The organism is Micromonospora sp. NPDC005172 (assembly GCF_040608555.1).
Taxonomy (GTDB): domain Bacteria; phylum Actinomycetota; class Actinomycetes; order Mycobacteriales; family Micromonosporaceae; genus Micromonospora.
Genome location: NZ_JBEXIL010000042.1, coordinates 24537 through 46551, shown reverse-complemented (window position 1 = coordinate 46551; position 22015 = coordinate 24537). Strand labels below are relative to the sequence as shown.

Below are 22015 nucleotides of genomic sequence, written 5' to 3'. Positions count from 1 at the left end.
AGGTCAACGTCGACGACGAAGCTGCGCGAAGGCACGCCGCTATAACCGGGGGTGCGGCCGGACGGGACCTGGCGCGGTCAGCGGGTGCTACGGTCGGAGGGCGGACCTGCCCCACGTTTGTGGATCGGCAGGTCCTGCTGTGTTCGGGTCGCCGTCGCTGGCTGGTCACCGTGGTCCTGAGGATCACGCAAAGAAGTGACGACGGCCGGCTGGTCCGTCTGAACGGCAGCCTTATTCGTTGGCGGGGGTGGCCATTGCGGTGTCCATGGCGGTTCTGCCGCGTTCGGGCGCTTCGGGCATGAGGTGGCCGTAGTACTCGTCAGTGACCTTGGAGTTACTGTGGCCCAACCAGACCGCGAGGTCGGTGATCGGCACCCCGTTGTCGAGCATCGAGGAGGCGAAGAAGTGCCGCAGCGCGTGGGTTTTGGTGAACGACACCTTCGACTCCGTGAGTGCCGGCTGCCAGATCTGGTTGCGGAAGTAGTACTGGTACAGCAGGCCGGTCCGGCTGTGGTTGGGAAAGAGCAGGTGGACCTGACCCTGGCTGCTCTGCCATGCGAGGGTGCCGAACTTCTTCAGGTGTGCGCGTAGGACCGCGGCGACGATCTTGGGAAGCGGCACGGCCCGACCGGGGGACTCGGCATCGCGGTGCTTGGTGTACATCTTGAGATGCAGGCCGGCGTTCTTGCCACTGTCGCTTTCGCCGTCCTCGGTGATTTGCCGGTTGACGTGCAGCAGTCCCCGGCGGAAGTCGATCTGGTCGCGACAAAGGCCCATCGCCTCAGCGACTCGTAGCCCGCAGCCAGCCATCAACCAGGCCACCGCAGCGTATCGGGGGTCGAAGGCAGCGATGAGCGCTTCGATCTCGACGCGTGTCGGGACGACGATCTTCTCTTTCACCACGCGGCGTACATTGGCGCGGCGACCGGGGAGTTTGGCCCGCTTGGCCGGGTTGCGGCCGAGTTCGTCGTTGTCGACCGCCCACTGCAGTGCCGAGCTGAGGTACCCGAACCGGGTCTGGATGGTCTGCGGTTGGTAATTCTTGGTGTCGCGCATCCACAAGATCCACGCCTGGATGTCGGCGAGCTTGAGCGCCCCGGTCGTTCTGGCCTTGAAGTATGGCCGGACCGCCTGGTTGAGCATGCTGCGGTACTGCCGGACGCTGGAGTTCTCCAGGCCGCGTGTGGTGGCCCATCGTTCGAACAGCGTCGTGACGGTTTCGGCGCCTCGCTCGGTCTCCAGGTATGTGCCGGTGTCGAGTTCGCGCTCCTTGCGGGTGCGGAAGTTCTCCGCGTCGACCTTGCGCCGGAACGTCTTCTGTCGTTGCCGGCGGTCTGGATCCATCCAGAAGCAGGTGTGGCCGGGACCGTCGGCGCTGGGCTTGATCCATGCTCGTGCCATGAGGGGAACTCCTTGGTGCATTGCGAAGCCGGCTGGCGTCGGGGCGCACGTCATCGCCCCGGCTCGTGCACAGCGAGCGGGTTGAGGACAGGGGGTATCGCCCCGGCGGCGGGCCAGGCTGCGGGCTGAAGGGTGTGCGGTATCGGCCGTCGGTGCGAGTGGCGCGCCGCGGATTGTCGGGTACGGGCTATCGGCTCGTGACCAAGCCGCAGGTCACGAGTGGTCTGTTACGCGCAGAGGCATTGGTGCCGGTTGGCTACTCCAGCCGGCCGAGGAAGCCGTCGATCATCGCGAGTAGTTCCTCAGTGGGTGCGCCGTCGGCGGCGGCGGTGCGGACTTCGCCCAGTACCTCGCGGACCTGCTGGCGCGTCTTGCGGCGGATCTCGTCGCTGTCGGCGAAGAAGCCGTCGAACGCGGCCTGCGCCCTGGTCAGAAACTCGTCGCGCAGTTGTTGCGGGACCCCGCGGCCGGACGGTTCGAGTGACTCAGCCGCGGCAGTCTCGTACTGCGCCGCGTCAGTGCCGTTAAGTGCTTGCTCGCCGCGTATCCATCGCAGCAGTTGAATCGAGTCGACCACCACGCCGGGTGCGACCTGCACCTGCTGGCCGGCGTCGGGCACCAGCAATGTCTCCGGCGGAACGTTCAGCGCGTAGGCGAAGCGCAACAGTTCGTCGACCGTGACCGGGGTCCGGCGGCGACCCGCCTCGATGTTCATCAGCACCGTCGGCGACATTGCCGGGTCGTCATACAGCTCAGCAGCCTTGTCCGGATTCAGGCGGCGCTTCTTCCGGATCTCCTTGAGGCGTAGCCGCACCACCTCACCCGGCGTGGCCTCGCCACTGAGCTGCTCACTTGTCATGTTCGTAAGTTCTACTCGCTTGGTTGACAAGTCGCAAGCTTGCTGGTCATATTACTTCTCCACCCAGCAAGTAGCGTGAGTTTGCTTGCCAAATCGACAAGTTGGTTGATGATGCGAGAAGAGCCGACAGGCATGTGGACCCACGAACAGGCTGCTCGATATTTGGGCGTGCAGCCCCAGACCTTGTACTACATGAATTACACGGGCAAAGGACCCAAGTCGTACAAGGTGGGCAAATATCGCCGCTACCGCAGGCGCGATATCGACGCTTGGCTCGAAACCCACAGCTCCGAACGCTGACCGCTCCCAATTACCGTTACTGCACCCTGTTCGGAGCGAGCCGATATGACCATGACCGGCACCAACTTCGCCCTGTACTACGTCGACGACTCCGGTAGCGAAGCCCACGGCCTGACCACGTTTAGCTGGATCCGGATCGATCCAGCACAGTGGGCTGACGCGACCCAGCGATGGTTGAGATTCCGCGCAGCGGTCTACCGCCGCTATGGCATCCCCGCCGATATCCGGCTGCATGCCACCGAACTGGCGGGCGGCCGAGGAACCTGGGCGCAAGACCCTGTCCGCAGGACCGCGCGGATTGGCCTGAGCGTCATCCAGGAAGGTCTGACCGCGATGGCTGGCCTGCCGGGCGTCACGCTTGGCAGCGTCTATCGCCGTACCAACGCCCGCGGACGCAACTTCGAACGCGACAAGCAGGACCTCTACCGCTGCATGATCGCGAAGCTCGACGCCGACCTCCACGATGCTGCCACCTTCGGCACCGTCGTAGTTGACGGCGACGGTACCAACGGCGGTTACAACCGCGCACACCGCGCCCTGGCTAACGGCAGCCGCGCCCTCATCGAGGACCCCTTCTTCCGGCACGCAAACACAAGCCAGTGGGTCCAGATCGCTGACCTCGCTGCCTGGACCGGATATCGGTCTCTACGTCCCGGCGGGAGACGAGACAGGACCACGACGTGGTACGGCCAGATCCTCCGGCACCTTGATGAGGAAGGAGGGCCGGTCGAACTTTGAAACCAACGGACCAAGAATGCGATCTATTGAGACCCTGCGACGGGGAGGTTGCACAGAGTGAGTTTGGCGGTTGAGGAGGTGGGCGTGCGATCGATCGCGGCCCCGTAGCAGCGCTGGCGCAGGAGCAGCATCCGCCCCCGGCGCGAGCGGTGTCATAGCCCCACCTTGGCGACTCCGGCAGTACGGCGAGAGCGGCAAAGTCTTTGGCTTATCGGCCGCTGGGGCTTGACACCGGAAGGCGGGGGAGGAGCGTCGCTCCTCGCCCAGCGCCGTGCATACCGCACGAATTCGCAGGCCTCGCCGCCAACCCCCGGCCTTGCGAGCAATACGGTGACGCGTAGCTTGGATCACCCATAGGGTCCACTCATCGTTGGCCGGGGAGCGGTAGTCATGGGTCTGGTGCTGACCCAGGGCGGCCATCCTTCTCAAGGGCAGGGGACGACGGGGCCGCATCTTCCGGTGATCATCGCGCGGTGTCCGTGCCTCGCTTTACCAGGAACAGGTGACCTGACGCAGCCGTTGACCATGGACCGGGATGCCCACCCTGCTGGCGACGGCGGGATGATGCTTCCGTGACTGTCACCCAGACTATCGATGAGATTCAGGCGATTCTGGATCGCCTTCAGGGCGGGGAGATCGCAACACTCCAAGTGCTCGGGATCAACTCGCTCAAGTCGACCGCACCCCTCCCGCAGGCCATCGTTGGCGACGCGATCGAGAGCACGTCGGTCGAAAACCGGGTCGTTGCCATCACCACCACCCGCTACGCCATCGTCTTTGACCTTCAGCGGACGGGCAAGTTGGTCTGGTTGGACGGGGTTCAGCCGCTCCTGATGGTTGCAGGCTCCATGCGCCCCACGGCGCGTCTCCTGCTCGCTAGTGGGCAGGGGGTCGACCTGACCGAACCGGCCAAGACGAAGCGCATCACCGTGACCTTAACGACTCGTGTGTGAGGCGGCGATCAAGCGCAGATGCCCCAGTGCATCGGACCCTCTCGAGCAGCTACTCTGAGCCTGGAGGGTTTCGCGTCGACGCACGGAGGATCATGAGCCGACAACATCACCCAGTTGACGACCTCGTGGTTCCCTCGAACTTCATCCGGGCGGTCCGCGAGTCTGGGTATCTGAGCTTGTCCACAGCTCTCGCCGAACTGGTCGACAACTCCTTGCAGGCGGGGGCGACGAACATCGCCATCACCATCGAGTGGCCCAGCGACGCTCTGCCGGAGATTGTCGTCGAGGACAACGGCATGGGAATGTCCAAGGGCGAACTGGAGGCTTGCCTGCGGTTCGGGGGCTCGTCACGGTTCGACGCCCGGCAGTCGTTTGGTCGGTTCGGGATGGGGCTACCCGCAGCCAGTCTCAGTCAGGCGCGGCGCGTCGAGGTGACGACTTGGCGCGGTAGTGGAGCGGAGTACTGCGTCGCGCTCGACGTCGACGCGGTTGCTGCGGGAGCCAGCCCGAACCTAACCGCTAGGCGTGGGTCATCCACGAGCAACGGTGCGTCAGGCTGCCGCGTTCGTTGGTCGCAGTGTGATCGGATTGAGTACCGTCGGCTGGGGTGGCTGGAGCGCTCCCTGCACCGTGCATTGGGACGGATCTACAGGCGGTTTCTCGCTTCCGGTACAGCTATGACGATCAATGGATCCCAGGTGGACCCGGTAGACCCGATGCTGCTGAGCACAAAGGTCGAGCGTGCAACCGCGCGGCTCGAGTTTCAGCCGCTTGAGTTCGAGTTAGAGACAGGAACCGGCGAGACGTCCGCTGTGACCGTGCGGTTTGCGATGCTGCCCGTACATCGATGGCATGGTCTGGACAACGCGACCAAGCGTCGAATCGGCATTGTTGGTCAAGGTGGCGTTTCAATTCTTCGGGCCGGGCGTGAGATCGCGAGCGGCTGGCATCTCATGGGCGCGAAGCGTAAGGAAAACTATGACGACTGGTGGCGCTGCGAAATCGAGTTTGAGCCGATGCTCGACGAGCACTTCGGCATCACGATCAATAAACAAGGGGTCCGCCCGTCGGCCGCACTGCGCGAGGCGGTTGAGCCGGAACTCGAGTCCATCGCGCGCCTGCTAAACGCCCGTGTTCGTCAGGCATTTGAGGAAGTTAAATTCCAGACGGCAGCTCAGGCTTCCTGTCGGATCGCCGCCGCTGCGGATCGCGATCTCCCCGTCATCGTTTCCGGGCGCCAAGGGGGTGCGCTGAACTATAGAATCGGGTCAGAGCCAATGCCCGTGGAGTCGATGTTTCGTTCGACCCTCACGCAGCGGATGCTCGACCTCACGCTCAACGTCGACCATCCGGCTTTTGCTGCACTGTTTCGGCCTCTTCAATCCATCGAAAGCGAAGCCGCCACGGAGCTTCGGACCTCCCTAGAACTTTTCTTGCTCTCCTTTGCGCGGAGCGCTGCTCAGATGGAGCGGTCTGGCCAGCACTTCGACGACTTGCTCCAAATCTGGAGTAGCAACTACGGACGGATGCTGCGGAAGTCATGACCGACGACGTAAAGTACCTGCCGCTTGTTCTTCCGCTGGGCGCTTCCCGGAAGGAGAGGCAGGGATTCAGCCGACTCTGCCGGCTGCTGGCTGCGACAAATCTTGATCCAGGCGCTCCACTTGAGCACGCCTATTGGCTTAAAGCCGCCGAACTGGGCGACCTTTATAACCAGCCACGGCTCGCTGCAGCTGCGCACACGATCATCGATCTCGTGGACCAGGGCTGGACCATCGACGTCGACAAGTTAGGTCCGTTGGTGTGCCCGCCGCAGACCCATACCGAGCGCGAGACGGAGAAGGCACGCGTCCGGCGACAAGAACACCTTCGGCGCGACGCGCAACTTCGCCAGCCAAGCGTGCGGCGCTTCGTCGAGAGTATGGAGCGCACGCATCAACGCGGTGACCGACTCATCTCAATCTTTAACCTCATGCGTGACGGCCGCGAACTCGCGGCATCTCTGGAGGCCAGCCCGGATGTGACCGACGCGATCCGGCCTTACGTGCAGATCGTGAACTCTGCCGCGACGTGTGAGCTGACCGGCTTCAAGCTGCACGACATCTGGCGCTACTTTCGCCACACGTGGTCCAACGCCTACTCGACGATCCCTGGCCGCTCGATGCCAATCCTGATCCGTGACGCGGCGACCGAGTATCACGCAGTGATCGGACTTGCGGCGATCTCCAGCCCTGTCGTTCAGATTGCGGAACGCGATTCCTGGATGGGATGGGACACCAAACAGGTCCTCGCCGCTATCGAGAAAGCCCCCACAGACCGCCTAGCCCGCTGGCTGGCGCGACGGATTGAAGTACAGCAGGATGGGATTTACGTTGAGGATCTCTTGCGGGATGCCATTCTGCAACCGGATGACCTGAAGCGTCCAACGAATGACGTGATCGCTCGGCTGCGCGCCGATGCCGAGCGACACCGCGCCAAGCATCACCGCGGCGGACCTATCCGAGAAGTGCGCAACATCGAGACGGATGCGTGGGTCGAACGAGCCGAAACCCATCTATTCCGCTCGAAGCGCTCAGCTCTGCTTGCTGAAACGCTGGAAATTAGGAACATTCTCGGAACCCACTTCGCCCCGAAGCCAACAGCCGCTCGCCTTCGGCGAGCACTGGATGACTCAAGAGCGAGGACGCAGATTGGGCGCCTCGTTCGGCGGGCTCGAGGCGAGCGCGTCGGAACCGTCATCGCCGACTTGACCATCTGTGGCGCGGTCGCACCCTATAACGCCTTGGCCGCCGGTAAGCTGGTCGGAGCTCTGGCTGTCTCACCCACGGTGCTCGCGGCATACAAGGCCAAGTACCGCCGACCGAGCGAGATCGCCTCGGCGATGGCTGGACGGCCGATCACGCGTGAGGCTCGGCTATCGCTCGTCACTACAACCTCGCTCTACGGGACAGGGTCGAGCCAGTACAACCGCCTATTCTGGCCGACCAGCGTGATGGGTGGCTCCGAGCACGCGCGCATGGGGTTTAATGAGCTAGGGCGCTCACGGTCGTTCGGCACGTCGCACTTTTCTGACGAGACTGTAGAGGCAATGGTCCGCCTCTCAGAACACACCGGCGCGCGCGTCCGAGTGAATAGTTTATTCGGTGAGGGCGTCAGTCCTCGGCTCCGCAAGGTACGCCTCGGTCTTGCCGCTCTTGGATGGCCAACCAATGAGTTACTTAAACACGGACGTGAGCGGATCTTGTACGGCGTTCCGCTCGTCGCCAATGTGCGGGACTACTCCCTTGGAATCGACAAGGAACCTGCGTACTTGGTCGATCCTGAGCCAAACGACGAAGGACAGGCGGTGGCACAGTGGTGGTTCGAACGTTGGGGACGGAACCGTGCCGCGCAGGATCGTGTCCGGGAGTCAATGCAACAGCACCGGCTGGTCCGTCCGATTCGTCACGGCGCGCGGGTGCCACTTTCCACAGACGACGAGTTGCTGCCTGTGGCCTTTCAGGGATATGCGATCGCACGCCAAGCCTAGCGCTCGACGAGCGAGGTAGGCGTGGGCGGACCGAACCAGTATTGTCGGCGGTGCGAGGCGTCGTACCGCCGCACCTGGTAGTGGTACAAGCCGACCCGGTTTTGGTGGTCTGGAAGCACTCCTCGATCGCCCACCGGGTCCCGGTGATCCGGATCAGGTCCTCGTCCTGGGTGCCCGCGGGGGCCGGAGCACAGGTAGTAGGCCAGGTCGGTGGGGTGCGTCGGATCAGCAGTCAGTGGCCTTATCCGTCGACGGCGTCGGGCACGTAGGCCGCATGTCGGCGTACGAGTGAACGTGCCCAGGTAGTACGGATGAATGCGACCAAATTCCGGCCCCAGACCCAGGCCCGGCTGGGCGCACGTTCTCACTGTCAGGCGGTAGAGGGAACCCGCACCACTACCGCGCCGCTTTCGCTCCTCGCCGCTGCGGTGCGGGTCGGCTTGGTCTCGACCAACTTCCGGCAGCGCTCGCGGGAGACCTGTGTATGGTCCTGGGCGCCGGATGAGCGCAAGCTTTGACCCCTTGCCAGGTTGCGACGGCAGGACAAGCAACACCCCGCCGTTGTCACCGAGGCGCTCGCCCACGTAGGCGAGCCGGTCATCGCGGCCCGCGTCCGGGTCCCACGCTGACCGGTTGAGCAGCCGCCGCATTCGACCCAGCGTCACATCGCTGGCCGCCGCGGCCAAGGGCCCAACCGTTCTTGCTCGCCAGCGGTGACAATGACCCAACCAAGGGTAGGTCAGCGCCTGCTGGCGCGGCTCCGTACGCCCAAACCGGTGCGCGAACCGCGCCAGCAAGTCATCCAGACCCGCCCGCCACCCCACGACCTCATCGATCAACACGAGCGCGACTCGTCCGCCCCCGAATTACCGAGACAGGCAAAACTGCGATCACCCAACCCGTCGCACATGAGCATTGTCACGCGCAGATGCGCAGCCTGCGTTGCGCAGGCGTCGATCATGCCAAGGAACTGCCGCAGCTACAGATCAGGCAAGTTTAGCTGCGGCATTAGACTCAGAGGAGCCATTTCAGCACCTGCTGACTCGCGACGGGCAGGTTGTGCATGACGATCATATCATCGACTGGGTGTATCGGCACCGTGCCCAGTTCTTTAGCCTCCCACAGTTCTTGGTTGGGCGGAACGTCGCGGGTCAACGGGCTTTGGATGTAGAAGATGCGATCGTTTCCATGAGCGCGAGCCAGGATCGGCGCGGTGATCGTTCCAATACCGTCGATCTCGACAGGTTCGTTTTTCCTGAACTCGATTTCTCCGATATCCCGGCTCTGCAGGTCGGCCAGAAGCTTGTCGATCGACTGGTTTACCCGCACGTCGTCAAGTGCCGGCATCGTGCCGTTCAGGACGTACTTCAGCAAGGCCGCGCCAATTCTACGGTCGAGCAGGCCGTGCTCGAATCGGTTGCGGAAGCTCCGCAGACACCGATAGCAGGACGCGTCACAGTCCGCTGGGCACTTCTCCAAACGATCGAGTGCCTTCTCGAAGATCGATCGGCCGTATCCGTGGACTCGGCGGGTGAACCCAGCACCGCCCGCCAAGGTGTCGTAGAGATAGATTTCAGCATCGAGGCCGTCGTTGCCGGCTTTAGTTAGCGCAGGACGCCATTCAGCTTGAAGCTCAGTAGCATCGACATCGAGTTCACCGGTTGCCGCAAGCGTTAGGGCTTCAGCAATCGTTCGCAGCGCTACTTGGGTCGACAGCAGTTCTGGTCGTAGAGTAATCGGCTGCTTGACCTGGAGCCGAACCAGCAGCACGTCGGAGATGAAATCGGTGCCAAGAACCAGGCCGCGCGATGATGCCGACCCCTGACAGTCCGGCTCGCGCTCGTCCGGATATGGCTTGGGATGAGTACCAACCACGATGCCGGTCGCGCCCTTCGTGGGCTCGATTATGCCGCAACGAGTGCAGTAGCTGTAGCCCTCGCTTTTCGGCCCAGTATTGGTGACCAAGAGAGTGTCGCGACGGTAGGTCTGCTCGAGGCGATCCGTGACTTGGTCCCAGGCGTCCTCCTCCTCTGGCCCCTCCGCGACCAATTTGGCCCTTGTTGCGTAACTGTTTGCCGGTGCGTCGTCTGGGCTCGTGCCGGGCTCTTCGCTCGCACGGTGAGCAAATCCAGGGGGACGCATCCAGTTCATCGCCTTGCCAAACTTGCCTGCAGCACCGCAGGCCGGACAATCACGTTCTTCACCGCGTTCCGCTTGGTCATACGGGAAGTGCTTTGCGTAATGGCAGACTTGGCACTCAAAGTAGAGCCAGCGGTCACGCCACGCCTGAAAAAGGTCCTTACGGATGGGCGCATATATTGCGCCAGAAGTCCACTCCTTGTTGTCGATCCACACAACCTTGCCCGGGGCGTATTGGCTGAGCGCGATCGGCAATCCCTGGCTGGGTTCGTAGCGGAACACTGTGTGGAACGGCTCTGACTTGTCCCGGTCGAAGACATGGAATGAGACCACGTCCGTGGGAAAGGCATACCGCGGCAGCACCCCTTTGTAGAGCAGTCGGTCGAGCAGGTTTTTCTGGCTGCGCTGTTCGGTCGGCATTTCCGACTCGTCTTCGGCGGGGCCACCATCTTCGGCCGCCTGTTCCGCTGGTGCTGCGTCTCCGGCTTCGGCCCGCGCTAGGCTGCCATCGGCCTCAAGGTTGAGAGCCGCGTCGATATCTTCCAGTGTCCTGGTGACCAGGCCATCGAGGACAGCTTCGCGGTCAGTCGGCATCAGTTCGGACGGTAGCCAAGAGTCGACGTCGCGGCGCAGGACCGCTTCATGCTGCTTCAACCAATCCTCGAAATCAGTTCGGTTGAGCGGCGAGGTTGTCCCGGCGAACCCGCGCACCGTGCCCAGCACCTCGAACAATTGCGGTTGATCCTCGGGATCGATGGTGGGTAGTCGATCTTGGTTGTAGCGCTGCAGTAGATAGGCAGTGACGTGGCGCCGCGCGATCTCATCGTTGTCTAGTGTCAGGACTGGGTCGTCGACCTGTCCGCGGATCATAAGGGCGGGGTTGCGAAAATAGTGATCGTCGTGGGTGTCGGCGCTGCCGAACGCGATCACCGTTGCCACCGCGTTCCCGCGACGTCCCGCGCGGCCAGCGCGCTGCTGATAGTTGGCACGTGAGGGCGGCATGTTCCGCAGCGCGACGCCGGAAAGGTTGCCGATGTCGATGCCGACCTCCATTGTGGTCGTACATGACAGCACGTCGATGGCGGCCCGCTCCGGCTCGCCCGGTCGAGGTAGGCCTACGTTCACGTCCTGGAACAACAACTCGTACTCCTCGGCACGTGAAAAAACAGCGTCGGAATGCGAAGCGTTAAGCTGGGCGGTGTGCTCGGCAGCGATGATGCTCATGGGTGGATCGGGCGGCGTCTGCAGGGCGCGCGAGGTGCTGGCCCGATAGTAGCCCTTGCGCGCCTGGAAGACTCCGTCAGTCTCTGGGTCGAGAGTGCGAACTTTGTTGGTGCCGCAATTGATGCATTTTTCCGATCCGGGAAATGGGCGCTGTGTGAACCGGCAGCGTTCGCAGTATCCCCACTGGCCGCCAGTCTCGAGTGCGACGTTGCCAGCAAGCAAACGGAACTTCTGACCGGTGCGCTCGCAGAATCTGCTCTGAAGAGTCGGGAGCCAGATCTGCTTGAACGTCTTTTTTGCTGCGGGCGTGCCAAGCCAACGCTCGATCGCCTGGAAGCTTCCCGAGTGCGGTTTGACTCCGCCCTTCTGGCGCCACCATTCCTCGGTCATCGATGGGAACCAGATGCCGCGGGCGGGAGTGCCCCACTGCGCTAACCACATCCGCAGCAGAGCAAGCCTCTCGTCCTCGGTGGCCGCGATGCCGTCGATACGCGGAAGCTCTGCGAGCAAGTCACCGGTTAGGCTCGCCTTCTCTCGCAGTGATGCTAGCCCGAGCGATGTTAGACCGTAGTACTTATCGGTAAGGGTTGCGTATATAGCGCGTAGCAAGGCCTGCGGTGGAACTGTCGTCAGCATAAGAAGTTCCAACGTCGCAGGGAGGTTACCGGTCAGGGCACCCTTATCGATGGCCTTGCCGACATCTTTGAGGACGTGGAGTGACTCAGCCTGTCGGAGCTCGGGTCGCAGCCGAACTTTGAGCTCCTTGGCGCCGGCCAGCACGGCGAGGTAGAGCCGTTCCAGGCTCAACTGCGGCCCGATGCCCGGCTGTGCTGCGAGGTCAGTCCACCCTCGAAGAATTAACGGACGAATGACGTCCCGCATAGAGTAAGCCTGCAAATTCGGTGCCAACCGTGCTGCAACCTGGCGCGAGTCGGAGAACGCTAGTACTTTGCGACCGCGCAAGGGCGCGAAATCAGTGTATGGCGCGCTCGGGGGCTGCACCTCGATCTGCCGGGCGACGAGAGCCTGGAAAGGCTGGTCGCCTTTGGTCTGATGGTCCTGGACGGACGAGCGGCCGAAACCGGCAAGTTGGCCACAGACGCCGCAGGGTTTGAACTCTCCGTTCGCCTCAGCCTGGTCATCACCGTCGTCATCGCCGTCGTCGCTCGTCACGGTCTCGCCGCTCCGCAGCTCTGGGATAAACACGACTCGCCCGCGAGTCGGAGCCTTCGACGGGTTAAGGCAGCCCGTCACGAGGTCTATCTCGGCGACTTGCACCTGACCGGCAGTGGGCTCCTCGAGGAGTAGATCGAGTGCGAATAGCTCCGGGATCGAGCCGGCGGTGCTGTGGAATGCGCCCCCTTGCTCGTGCCAAAGGAACGATGGGTCCGCCAAGTCGTCGGTGTAACCGCGGGCATACGCTGAGCCACAGTGGCGGCATGTGTAGAACTCGAATACCCGAGCGCCGCAGTCGCAAGTCGCTCGAGGCTGAGCGTAAAGCTTCCCGATCGGCCCCAACCCGGGCGGCGGCAAGGTACCTCGGTTGACGGCGCCGCACTCAGAGTCGAGGCACGCCCATAGTCCGGGAAGCCCACGGAAGAAGGCGTGAATACGGCAAGGGAGCAGGCCTGGCTCATCAGCTGTTCGTCTCGCGGCACTTCCTAGGGCGACGAGCGTCGTCACAGCTTGGTCGGCGACGGAGGGCTTGACACCAGGGAAGATCGCCTGACCAAGCTCGCTTACCGGCTGCGCCTTCTGCATGGTCTCGTTGACAAGGAGGCTCATCGGTCCAAACGATGCAAGCGCTTCGTCGAGTAGCGCACCGATGCCGCGATCATCGTCGTGAACTCCCCGATACGTCAGCAGATCAGTGATTGCCTCGGTACGGTCTGCATCGGTCTCGCCGTTATAGAAGTCCTCGAGCGGAACGGCTGCGAGCGTTATCGCATCCGTATCGGTGCCAGTGCTGGCGCCAGCCCGGAGGGCCCACTTGCTAGTAACGGTGCGGAAGTCGCTCACGTCCTTGCCGGCGAGCTGGGCCGCGAAGTCGCGGGCGTAGTCAGGACTCGTGAAGCTAGCACTGGTACAGATTACCTGGAGCCGCTCTGGTGGAATTCCTAGCCGAGAGCGGAGCCGACGCAATAGCAGAGCAACCTCTGCCCCTGCTGCCCCACGGTAGAGGTGCGCCTCGTCTACGATCAGAAGGAACTTCTCGTCCGGGTTCTCGCCCAGCCACTGGCGTGTGGCATCGAAGATGGGCCGTTCGAGCGGCCGCATCAACATGTACTCGAGCATCGAGTAGTTGGTGATGAGAGCGTCCGGCGGCGCGGTAATCACCTCATGGCGCGTCAGCAACTCCGGGTCGTCGGCCTGCGTGACCGCCCGGAGAAAGTTTCCATGCGTGTCCTGCCAGCGGGAGCCCTTGGGGCCGTACCAGGCCTTGAGGTCCGGCTTGGCCGGCCATTTGCCCCTCGCTTCGAGCTTCCCCCTAAGCGCCCTTGCTTGCTGATGCCAGGGTGATGTCGGGTCGTCGGCCTGGTCGATAAGGGACACATAGAATTCTTCGATTGACTTGAGGCGCTGCTGGTCCTTCTTCGCCGTGCGGACGCCCGGGTACAGAGTGCGGCTGGTGTAACGCGCGAATCGCGCCGGCCGACCCGCCCACGCGTCGAACTGGGTCGTTACCCGCGGGTCGCCGAGCAGGAGCCGTAGACGACCGAGTTGATCGTTCACCAGCGCGTTCATCGGGTATAGGATCAAGGCGCGGACGGCAGGCGCTCTAAACGATGATGGCCTATGTGCAGCCTCGGTCGCAAACTTAGCCAGCATCGGCAAGAGGAATGACTCAGTCTTGCCGGAGCCGGTACCGGTCGTGATCGCGAGGCTCATGCCGTCGCGCGAGGTCCACTCCAGCGCCTCAGCCTGGTGAGTGTATGGCGGGTCATGGAGCAGCCGATCGAGATTGCCAGCCTTCGTGGTCAGCATGCCGAAGAGTTGGTGTACTGCAGGATCAAGATCCAAATCGGCGAAACGCCGATTCGTCTGGTACCTCGGCGTGCTCTCGATGAAAGGTTCCTTAAACAGTACGCCCTCAGTTTCCAGCAACTGGCGACGCTGCTCGATGATTACGGCGTGACCGACGTGATACGTCGCCTCTATGTAGTCCCTTAGCGCCGTTTGGATCTCAGCGATCGTCTCGGCAATGGTGGGCGCTTCAGACCCCACTTGTTTCCTCCTCTTGAGCCATCCACAGCATGTCTGCTAGAAATGCCGCAACGTCGCCAGTGGCAGAATGCGGAACTCGATAGGAGAACAAAGCTCCTGGCGTCTTGCCGAGTGATAGGCCAACCAACTGCATGTAACGCTCGGTGAATCCTGGCAACGGCGAGAAGAAGTCGAAGATGGCGTCAGGGGTGGCGCCTCGCCGAATTCGGAATAGCTGTCGGACGCCAGCTAGCGCGTCGGCGGCGGCTTGGTACCGCCACGCTTCGTCGCGTCCGGAAGCGAGAGGATCGTCAACTGGCAGTTCGATGAGGCGCTGAGCGACACCCGCCTGGAGGCGAAGCAGGCACCACAGGTCGGCGCCATAGGCCTGTGGCCGGCGCGCGATGAAATCGTGTGCGTCAGAGGGCGCTGGCGACCGCCAGCGACCCCGGTAGTAGCGGACGGACGACGACGGATCAAGTATCGAAAGGCCATCGAGCTGGCCGGCTTGGCCTGCGGCGTCGAGGCGCGCGCGGTACCGGCCGACTAATTCCGCTGGCGGTTCCGATGCCGGACTAGCCACCCAGCGGTCCTTCGGAAGGGACTGAAGTCCGAGCGTCGCGAGTCTCGGTCTAGCATTCGAAGGATCGAGTTTCAAGACACGTGTGTGGTTCTCGTAGTCGATGTTGAGCGCGAGTTCGTCCTCGATAAGCGGTGCACCGTACGGCCGGATGCCCATAAGCAGGTAAGTGCCGGGTACGCGCTCGATATACGACGGAGGCGCTAGGTAGAGCAGCCGCGTCGATCTGCCACTGTCACGCCGCAGCTCAAGCAGATCACCGGATGCCACCAATAATTCAAGAACGTCAACCACATCGTCGCGGCCAAGCTCGCAGGCACTCACTGGGCGGATCGCGTCAAGTACGGCGCCGATCAGGCGGCTGGGACTCGTTGGACACATGAAAGACGCGGCTCGGCGCAGCGATGCCGCTACTCCCTCGCGCGACCCAAGATCGACGCTCTCTGCGTCCATTCTTAGCGTCGCAATAGCGATGCGCGACGCTTCATCAGGAGACAATCTGGTGAGTTTCACTAATACTCCCACCGCACACCAGCGGCGTCGCTAAGCGCGTGAGTTCCGAGTACGGCGAAGCGTGCCGCTCGGTAAAGTATCGGCGACTTGAGCACGCACTCGAGAATGAACTCTGCCTCCGATGTTTCCCACTCCGTTATGTAACCTGGGCGACCTGCGAGCATGAGAAGAAGACGGGGCGTCGTTGGCCGTCCGGCGATGCCGTAGCCGTCGAGATGTGGCATGATGACCTGTTCGAAGCCGGACAGTAAACTATTGGGCGTGAGCCATTTGTAAAGGTTTAGGGCAATGGTAGAAGCGATCGCCTTTTGCGGGCCGCTGACGCCGACGGCGTCCTGCATGGCTTGGAGGTGGTCGGCAGGTTCGCTAGCCGCGGCGATTCGCCACTCTAGCCGAGCCCAGTAGCCGCCGCCGATAGCGGCGCCAATCGATCGGGCGATCGCGCCCCCGACCATCTGCTGCTCGTACGCCGCGAAGATATCCGCCGGGAGATCAGCGTTTAGCCACCGTTGGTGTGCTCGGGCGAGGTGAAGGATCGCATTAGCTGACCGTGTAGGAGACGGAATTTCCGGTTGCGCAGGAGGTAGCCGAAGGACCGCGTTAGGATTCGTCGGCAGGACGATAGCGGCGGCCACATCACCCGACCTTGCGATCGCTAGGCCACCTCGGGCGGGAACGCCGAACGGTTCAGCAGGCGCCTTGGGAATGGGGACCAGCGGGGCCTCGATGTCGAAGACCTCGACCGTGGTGCCTCCCCCGTCGGTGCGGTCGATCAGGCTCGCAACGACCTGACCATCGTGCGACCGCGCGAAGCGCCAACGAAGTGCCTGGAAACCGCGTTCGCAGGTTAACGTCGCAAACCCGATTCCATCTCGCCGCACAGTGACGACGCATGACTCGGACTGGTCGTATGCATTCCTGAAGCGTCGGTCAGTTCGGATTGCCTTCGCCGTCGCCTTCCACGAGGCCTCATCGACAGGTAGGCGAACCGACCGCTTCAGTTCGGCCACGGCTCTGTCGTCACTGCCGCGTAGCGTTATGAGCAATTCTGCACTGCTCCCGGACGGCCCGTCGATCGTGACAGTTGCGCGATCATCCCAAAGTTCACTCAACGTTGGGCGGGCGGGAGCGGTTAGCATGCGGATACCCTCACCCACTGAAGCAACTTCGGGACGTACCTGCGGATCACGGATCGTAACTTCGAGCGAGCCTGCGGCGAGTTTCCGGCCGCCGTCGCCAAGCAGCACGACGCTGAGATCATGAGTGCCAACACTCAGGTTGTGTAGAGAAAACAGTAGTTCCAATTCACCGAGCGCCCAGTCGAGGAAGTAGGTGACGCCGTCGACAGTCACCCGGCAACGCTGCGGAAGTAGATCAGACCTGACACCGAGCATGGCCGGCTCGCCCGCGAGCCACTCGACCTCGCCGTCCCCAGTCCAAGCGCTCGCAACGACCCCTACCGGGCGAATGTCGACGTGTGACGCGACGGTGATACCGCTGGCATTTAGCGCAATCGCGTCAGACTCATTGATTTGCTCGGGAATCGATAGCTCGTACGCGTTGACCCCCTGCACGTCGATTGCGACCTGTGCACACCACGGGACGACGGGCGGCGTTGCGGCCTGAAGCATGACCAGAACATACCGGTGACCAGGACGTACGAATTTACCCTTGACCTCAAGCGCGACACCGTCGCTCTGGCGGCGAAATAGCCAGTACGGTCCGCTGGTGATGACGCACTGATCAGCCAACAATAGATTGGTCTTCTCGTCGCCCCGCTCCAGCTGAAGGAATGGCCGGTCAGGCTGCGGCCACCTGGCGAGCCTGACGTCCTGACCGCTGTAAAGCAGGGCGCTCGGCGGTACAGCCCGGGCTGCCCCGTTTACGGTGCCCCGCGATGATCGGAGTTGCTCGTACACGGCCGGCAGTCCGGCGCCAAGAGAGGTCAGGTCGGGCAACTCGGCATAGGCGGTCCAACCAGCCTCGAGCCGCAGAAACAGGAGCGGATCAGTCGCTCGCGAGACGACTTTGGTTCTATTCTGCCCGGTCGTGTCGGCCCTTTGTCGCTGGAAGCCACGCACGCAGCTCGCACTTCTCTGAGCCGACTTAAGCCAATGACGGGCTTGCCGCTCTCCGGACAAGCTATCGACAATCCGCTTCAATGTCGACGGCAGTAGGTAGGGCGTTTGCTCCTCATCGCCCGACAGCAGTGCAGCGGCGACTTGGCCGACGAGGGTTCTATTCTCGCAGAAGATCCTGAACCTCTCCGTGTAGTTTGAGGCCCGACGAGCCAACCGTGCGCCGAGGTTGGCCGGATCATCCAGCAAATCAGATGTGAGTGCGTCCCTAAATTCAAACAACAACTGGGCGAGCTGGCGTTGCAAGTAGGTCGGCAAGACCGCGTGGGTGATTGGCCAAGCGATAATCGTGAAGTTGGACGCAAAGGCCCCGGTTGGCACAGCGCCGCCATAGTCGGTCCCGAACTTCTGGAAGCAGGTTTTCAGCCATGGGCGTTGGTCACCGCGCCATCCTGGGGTCGACCGTTCGAAGCTTGGCCAGTACTCATCGCCGACGTAGCGGTATCCAGATTCGGCAGCATAGACGACGAACGGTAGCCACCATTGGCGCTGAGCGGCACCCAGGCCCTTCCGTACCTCGAGACGGACGGTGGACGTCAGAAGGTCGAGTTCGTCTCCAGCTAGGTCGTGTTCCAGTGCGAAAACTGGTGAAGTGTGCTTGAACTGCCGCCTCGATTGGTGTAATTCTGAAAACTTGGTGTGCAGCGACTCGTGCAAGTATTGCAGTAGCTCCGCGGTGCTACTTGACTCGATGCTGTACATAGCTGCCGCAGCCTCCCTGCAACTCCTCGAACTAACTAAGGGTTAGCAGTGCAGTTATCGCTAAGCTTTCGCTTTCTACTAAGAAATTCATGTCAGCTCAGTCTCTGCGGCGCCTGAAGAAGTTGCGGATCGGATATTTATTAAGTCGTCATCGCGCGTCGGACTGAGTAGTGGGGCAGCGACAGTGGCGAGTTCGGCTAGGAGGAACCGAGCATTGCCATTTCCGGCACCGGTGCGGGTGTCGAAAGAGCATCGCACGCTTCGCGATCCATTGCCGATTTGCACTTTGACGCTAGCAACGAAGCCGTTGCTGAGGAGAGCGGCGATGGCGCCCAAGAAGTCGTCTTGGGCTACGTCGGGTCGTTCAATCGAGGCATAGGTCACGGTGGCATCGCCGTTCGATAGACGTACCTCGGCAACGTCGACTCCCGCGGTGTCTGCTCGCCTCTTGAGTTCTGCAGCTGATACCGTCTGATAAATCGAATTGTTTTCGGGTAGTTCCATCACCGACCGTGGCGCGAAATGTATGCGATAGCGAGGTAAATGTAGCGTGAGAGTGCTCGACGTGATTGACCAGCGTGGCGCGGCACTCGTCGGATGCTCCGAAGCCGCGATCAGGCGACAGGCCTTGGCGGTTAGGCGATGTGCACTGTATTTCAACAGTCGTTGAAGATTTGCGTTGGCTGGAAAGTCGATTAGTTGGCAGAGCCGCGAAGTAGTAAGACTGAGACCAAGGCGGCTCCAGAAGGCGTCGTCCTCAAGGTCAGGCAGTTCAAGAACAAAGCGCAATGCTTCTTCGTCCAAGCTGGCCGTCGCGTCGTTGTCACCGGGAAATTCACTCGGGGGGGCGCCCGAGCCAATCCACAGCGCGTGAAGCAGGCGGTTCAGCTGGGATGCGCGGTGTGAGTCGAGATTGCGTTCACTCGCGTCTAAGGCTGTGCTGGTGGCTTCATAGGCGGCATTACGTGCCCCGGAGAAGCCGGCCGCAACTTGACTGCTAATCTCACGGGCCCGGCCGGTCGTAATGACCCCACGCCCACCTTGAAGTATCGCGTGAGTGAGCAGCCCTACGACTGGCGCGGCATCGCGTCCTTCGGCGAAAACCTCTAATCCGTATGGATCGGCGACAAGGGTCCGGCTTTCTCGAGTACGTTCATTCAGCGCAGAGGCATCTGCGTCTTCCTGTTCGCGCATTGGAACCAGCGGCATAAGGATAGGTTTATCGCCAGCGAGAAGGTCGACGTCACGAAGAAGATCTTCAATGCGATACGAGGTTCGTAGGAAAACGCGGCGTTTCTCGGTCTGGCCCGGCCAAGATAGAATGAGATCCGGCACGAATGAATGGTTGAAGTGGTCAGTGGTGTCGACCCTCATTCGACTGTCGGCGGCGCGTAGATTGTCCGCAACTGCTGCCTTGATAGCGCCGATCCGTTCCGAGGGACTTTGGCCCACCAGGGCGGCTATGGCGTCACCGAACTGGCTCACATCAGTCCCTTCTCGATACGCGAGGACACGATCAGGGCGCGATCCTGGTCAGATATCAGAAGTTGTTCCTGCTTTTCAGAAAGCACGACTAGCCAGAGGCGATTTTTAAGCTCGTCTATGAGGGAGTTATCCACGTGTGTCCGGGCTTCGATCTCATCATCGACGCCGAACAGTCGCCGACGGTTAGCAACACATCCCTTGATGATCGCGTCCGGGTCGCGCAGCTGAGTCCAGGTCTTTATGCGAAACGGGTGCCACGTTAGAAACATGAATTGATTCGCCCAACGGGTATTGTCCCGCCAGGTGAGGTAGCATTTTGCAAGAAAGTCGTCATAGTCGTTGCCGAGGTTGTCGCCTGAGTAGTTCTTGACTTCCGCCATGAATGAATGGTTGTCAAAAGGTTGTCCGTAAAGAAATCCCCCGACATCGAAAGAGTAAGGCTCTTGGCCGGCGTGCGGCCAATGAAACTCGAGTCGGCCGCCGGCTACTTCGTCTTCGTTCGTCCATGACGCACGAGTCCGGGTGGTCGCGTCGAGCCAGCGCTTGGCGCGCTGCGCCCCGTCAGCACCTTTTTTGTGCATCGCTTCGCCGGGCATGGAGGGAGGTTACCGTGCAACAGGGAGCGACCACAGCTATGGTGCTCCACTGATTATGTGCTGGTGCCCGAGTGGCCCCTGCCTGCGCCCTGCGCCGCTACTGCAGAGGCTTAGGTGACGACCGTGGAGGACCAGCAGCAGCCTGATCGCGGCCCTTCCTCAAGTGGCAGATGACGATTGAGGCGCCACGGTTTCAGGACCAGCGCGTCCGGCAAGGCTCTGCCGTGTCTGGTTTGTGTCTAACTGTGCAGACGCGCCCTTGCTGGGTTGTTCGGCATGGAATCGGTCGCTCAATGGTCATCGAGGACCCGAGGCGTCGGTTGCCGTCAGAAACGGGTCATGCTCGCGTCGCCTTGACCGATGGGCCGTCAGGGACAGGGCGTAGATCGACCCGCGTCTCTTCTGCGCCATGATGTGGTCGTCGTTCTGGTATTTTGGCTGGAATTTCGTCGGTATGCGCCGCGCTGACTTCGCCGGGAGGGCGCGCAGCCCGCTGAACTCTGCAAGCATCCGCTCCGACTGAGTGTGACCCTGAGTGGCGGCTGAAGCTCCTCGGGCGGCCTGCGGACACCGAACAGCCTGGCGTGGAGTACCAAGTCAGTGCTATCCGGTGTTGGATGGTGCTGGTTGTTGCTCCGACACGAAGTGACTCGTAGTGCGCCGATACTGGTGGACGAGTCCTGCGCGGGGGTCTGGGGAAATCCTGGGGCGAGGGTCAGACCAGCGAGTTTTACCAGCTAAGAAGCCATGCCCTCGTTGTTCACCCAGATCTACGAGGGAACGAACCAGGTGCAGCGAATCGTGATGGCGCGGGAGCTCCTGAAGGATTGACCGCGGCCTGCCCCCGCAGCTCCGAGCTAGAGGGGGCCTATCGGTTCCCGCGCACCGAGCTGCCGTCGAGAAGCTCGCAGAAGGTTCTCGCGAACAGGTAGGCATCGCCGGGCCACCGTGCAGAGACGTAGTTGCCGTCCTGCACGGCGAAGGCGGAGGTGTCATCGGTGGCCGTACCGCGCCGGTTGAGGACCCGTGGTCCACGTTCGAGCTGCCCAGGCGAGTTCAGCGCGGCCCGTACCTCGTCTTCGACATATGCGGGGTAGGTGCGGTAGTAACGTCCGAGTTTCCACGCGGTCAGGAGATATGCGGCGCGCTCCTGATATTTCAGCAGGCAGGTCGTACGTCGGTCCGCCAGGACACTGCGTCCGGTTGCCGGGTCTATCGTCCGGGCCAGGACCAGTACGCCATGGCAGATCGCCCCGACCGGGCGGCCGAGCGCCCAGAACTGGGCGACTTTGTCCGCCAGGATCTCGGAGCCCAGATATTGCCGCATGCCGGGGGCGTGGCCGCCGGGCAGGATGAGCCCGTCGTAGTCGGCCGGGTTCAGGTCGGCCCAGGCCACCGTGTTCCGGAAATCGGGGCTCTGGACGAGCTGATGGTAGAAGTGTTTCGGTTCGTCGGCCGCGCCGAGTCGGCCCAGAATCACGCCGGTGAGCAGTCGCGGATCGGCGGCCGGGACTACCCCGGTGGCTTCGGTCGCGAATTGGATCTGGTGCCCGGCAGCGGTCAGAACCTGCCACGGCACGGCGACTTCCGTCACGTCGAAGTCGTTGTCGGGCAGTGGCATGAGAATGCGCATGAGGGCGGCCCCCAACCAGGG

At 62.2% G+C, this 22015-nt stretch carries 13 protein-coding genes and 1 pseudogene; 5 read left to right on the top strand and 9 right to left on the bottom strand.

From position 1 onward, the window contains the following. Positions 1 to 231: 231 nt before the first annotated feature. Both ABZV06_RS24660 and ABZV06_RS24655 read right to left on the bottom strand, forming a co-directional pair. Positions 232 to 1344: a site-specific integrase gene (locus ABZV06_RS24660; RefSeq protein WP_355624465.1), complete on the bottom strand. Its 1113-nt coding sequence runs from the start codon at positions 1342 to 1344 to the stop codon at positions 232 to 234. A 313-nt stretch (positions 1345 to 1657) separates the two neighbouring features. Beyond that, a complete protein-coding gene (locus tag ABZV06_RS24655) occupies positions 1658 to 2290 on the bottom strand; it encodes a helix-turn-helix transcriptional regulator (protein ID WP_355624464.1) in 633 nt (210 codons plus the stop codon). A gap of 78 nt (positions 2291 to 2368) precedes the next feature. On the opposite strand from ABZV06_RS24655, the gene ABZV06_RS24650 reads away from it, so the two are divergent. The 5 genes from ABZV06_RS24650 to ABZV06_RS24630 all read left to right on the top strand — a co-directional run bounded on the left by ABZV06_RS24650 (position 2369) and on the right by ABZV06_RS24630 (position 7780). Further along, positions 2369 to 2560 (top strand): helix-turn-helix domain-containing protein, encoded by a 192-nt coding sequence (locus ABZV06_RS24650; RefSeq protein WP_355624484.1) that lies wholly within the window; start codon positions 2369 to 2371, stop codon positions 2558 to 2560. 45 nt (positions 2561 to 2605) lie between these two features. Beyond that, the gene (locus tag ABZV06_RS24645; RefSeq protein WP_355624462.1) at positions 2606 to 3298 is read left to right on the top strand and encodes a DUF3800 domain-containing protein; all 693 of its coding nucleotides are present in this window, start codon (positions 2606 to 2608) and stop codon (positions 3296 to 3298) included. Positions 3299 to 3870: 572 nt separating this feature from the next. Next, positions 3871 to 4251, top strand: a complete 381-nt coding sequence (locus ABZV06_RS24640) for a hypothetical protein (RefSeq protein ID WP_355624460.1) — start codon at positions 3871 to 3873, stop codon at positions 4249 to 4251. A 92-nt stretch (positions 4252 to 4343) separates the two neighbouring features. Continuing rightward, complete coding sequence (locus tag ABZV06_RS24635; protein WP_355624458.1) at positions 4344 to 5795, top strand: ATP-binding protein; 1452 nt, start codon at positions 4344 to 4346, stop codon at positions 5793 to 5795. Then, positions 5792 to 7780, top strand: a complete 1989-nt coding sequence (locus ABZV06_RS24630; protein WP_355624456.1) for a Druantia anti-phage system protein DruA — start codon at positions 5792 to 5794, stop codon at positions 7778 to 7780. Before ABZV06_RS24635 ends, ABZV06_RS24630 begins: the two co-directional genes overlap by 4 nt. A gap of 56 nt (positions 7781 to 7836) precedes the next feature. Here the strand turns inward: ABZV06_RS24630 and ABZV06_RS24625 are convergent. The 7 genes and pseudogenes from ABZV06_RS24625 to ABZV06_RS24595 all read right to left on the bottom strand — a co-directional run. After that, positions 7837 to 8001 (bottom strand): annotated as a pseudogene (locus ABZV06_RS24625) (IS701 family transposase); the annotation flags it as partial. Between the two features lie 793 nt (positions 8002 to 8794). Then, positions 8795 to 14368 (bottom strand): DEAD/DEAH box helicase, encoded by a 5574-nt coding sequence (locus ABZV06_RS24620; protein WP_355624454.1) that lies wholly within the window; start codon positions 14366 to 14368, stop codon positions 8795 to 8797. After that, entirely contained in the window at positions 14358 to 15440 is a 1083-nt protein-coding gene (locus ABZV06_RS24615; RefSeq protein WP_355624453.1) for a hypothetical protein, read from the bottom strand. Before ABZV06_RS24615 ends, ABZV06_RS24620 begins: the two co-directional genes overlap by 11 nt. Then, entirely contained in the window at positions 15440 to 18280 is a 2841-nt protein-coding gene (locus tag ABZV06_RS24610; RefSeq protein ID WP_355624451.1) for a hypothetical protein, read from the bottom strand. The genes ABZV06_RS24615 and ABZV06_RS24610 overlap by 1 nt, the downstream gene beginning before the upstream one ends. An 87-nt stretch (positions 18281 to 18367) precedes the next feature. Continuing rightward, a complete protein-coding gene (locus ABZV06_RS24605; RefSeq protein ID WP_355624449.1) occupies positions 18368 to 19765 on the bottom strand; it encodes a hypothetical protein in 1398 nt (465 codons plus the stop codon). Further along, a complete protein-coding gene (locus ABZV06_RS24600; RefSeq protein WP_355624447.1) occupies positions 19762 to 20361 on the bottom strand; it encodes a hypothetical protein in 600 nt (199 codons plus the stop codon). Before ABZV06_RS24600 ends, ABZV06_RS24605 begins: the two co-directional genes overlap by 4 nt. A gap of 868 nt (positions 20362 to 21229) precedes the next feature. Next, a complete protein-coding gene (locus ABZV06_RS24595; protein ID WP_355624445.1) occupies positions 21230 to 21994 on the bottom strand; it encodes a type 1 glutamine amidotransferase domain-containing protein in 765 nt (254 codons plus the stop codon). Positions 21995 to 22015 lie beyond the last annotated feature (21 nt).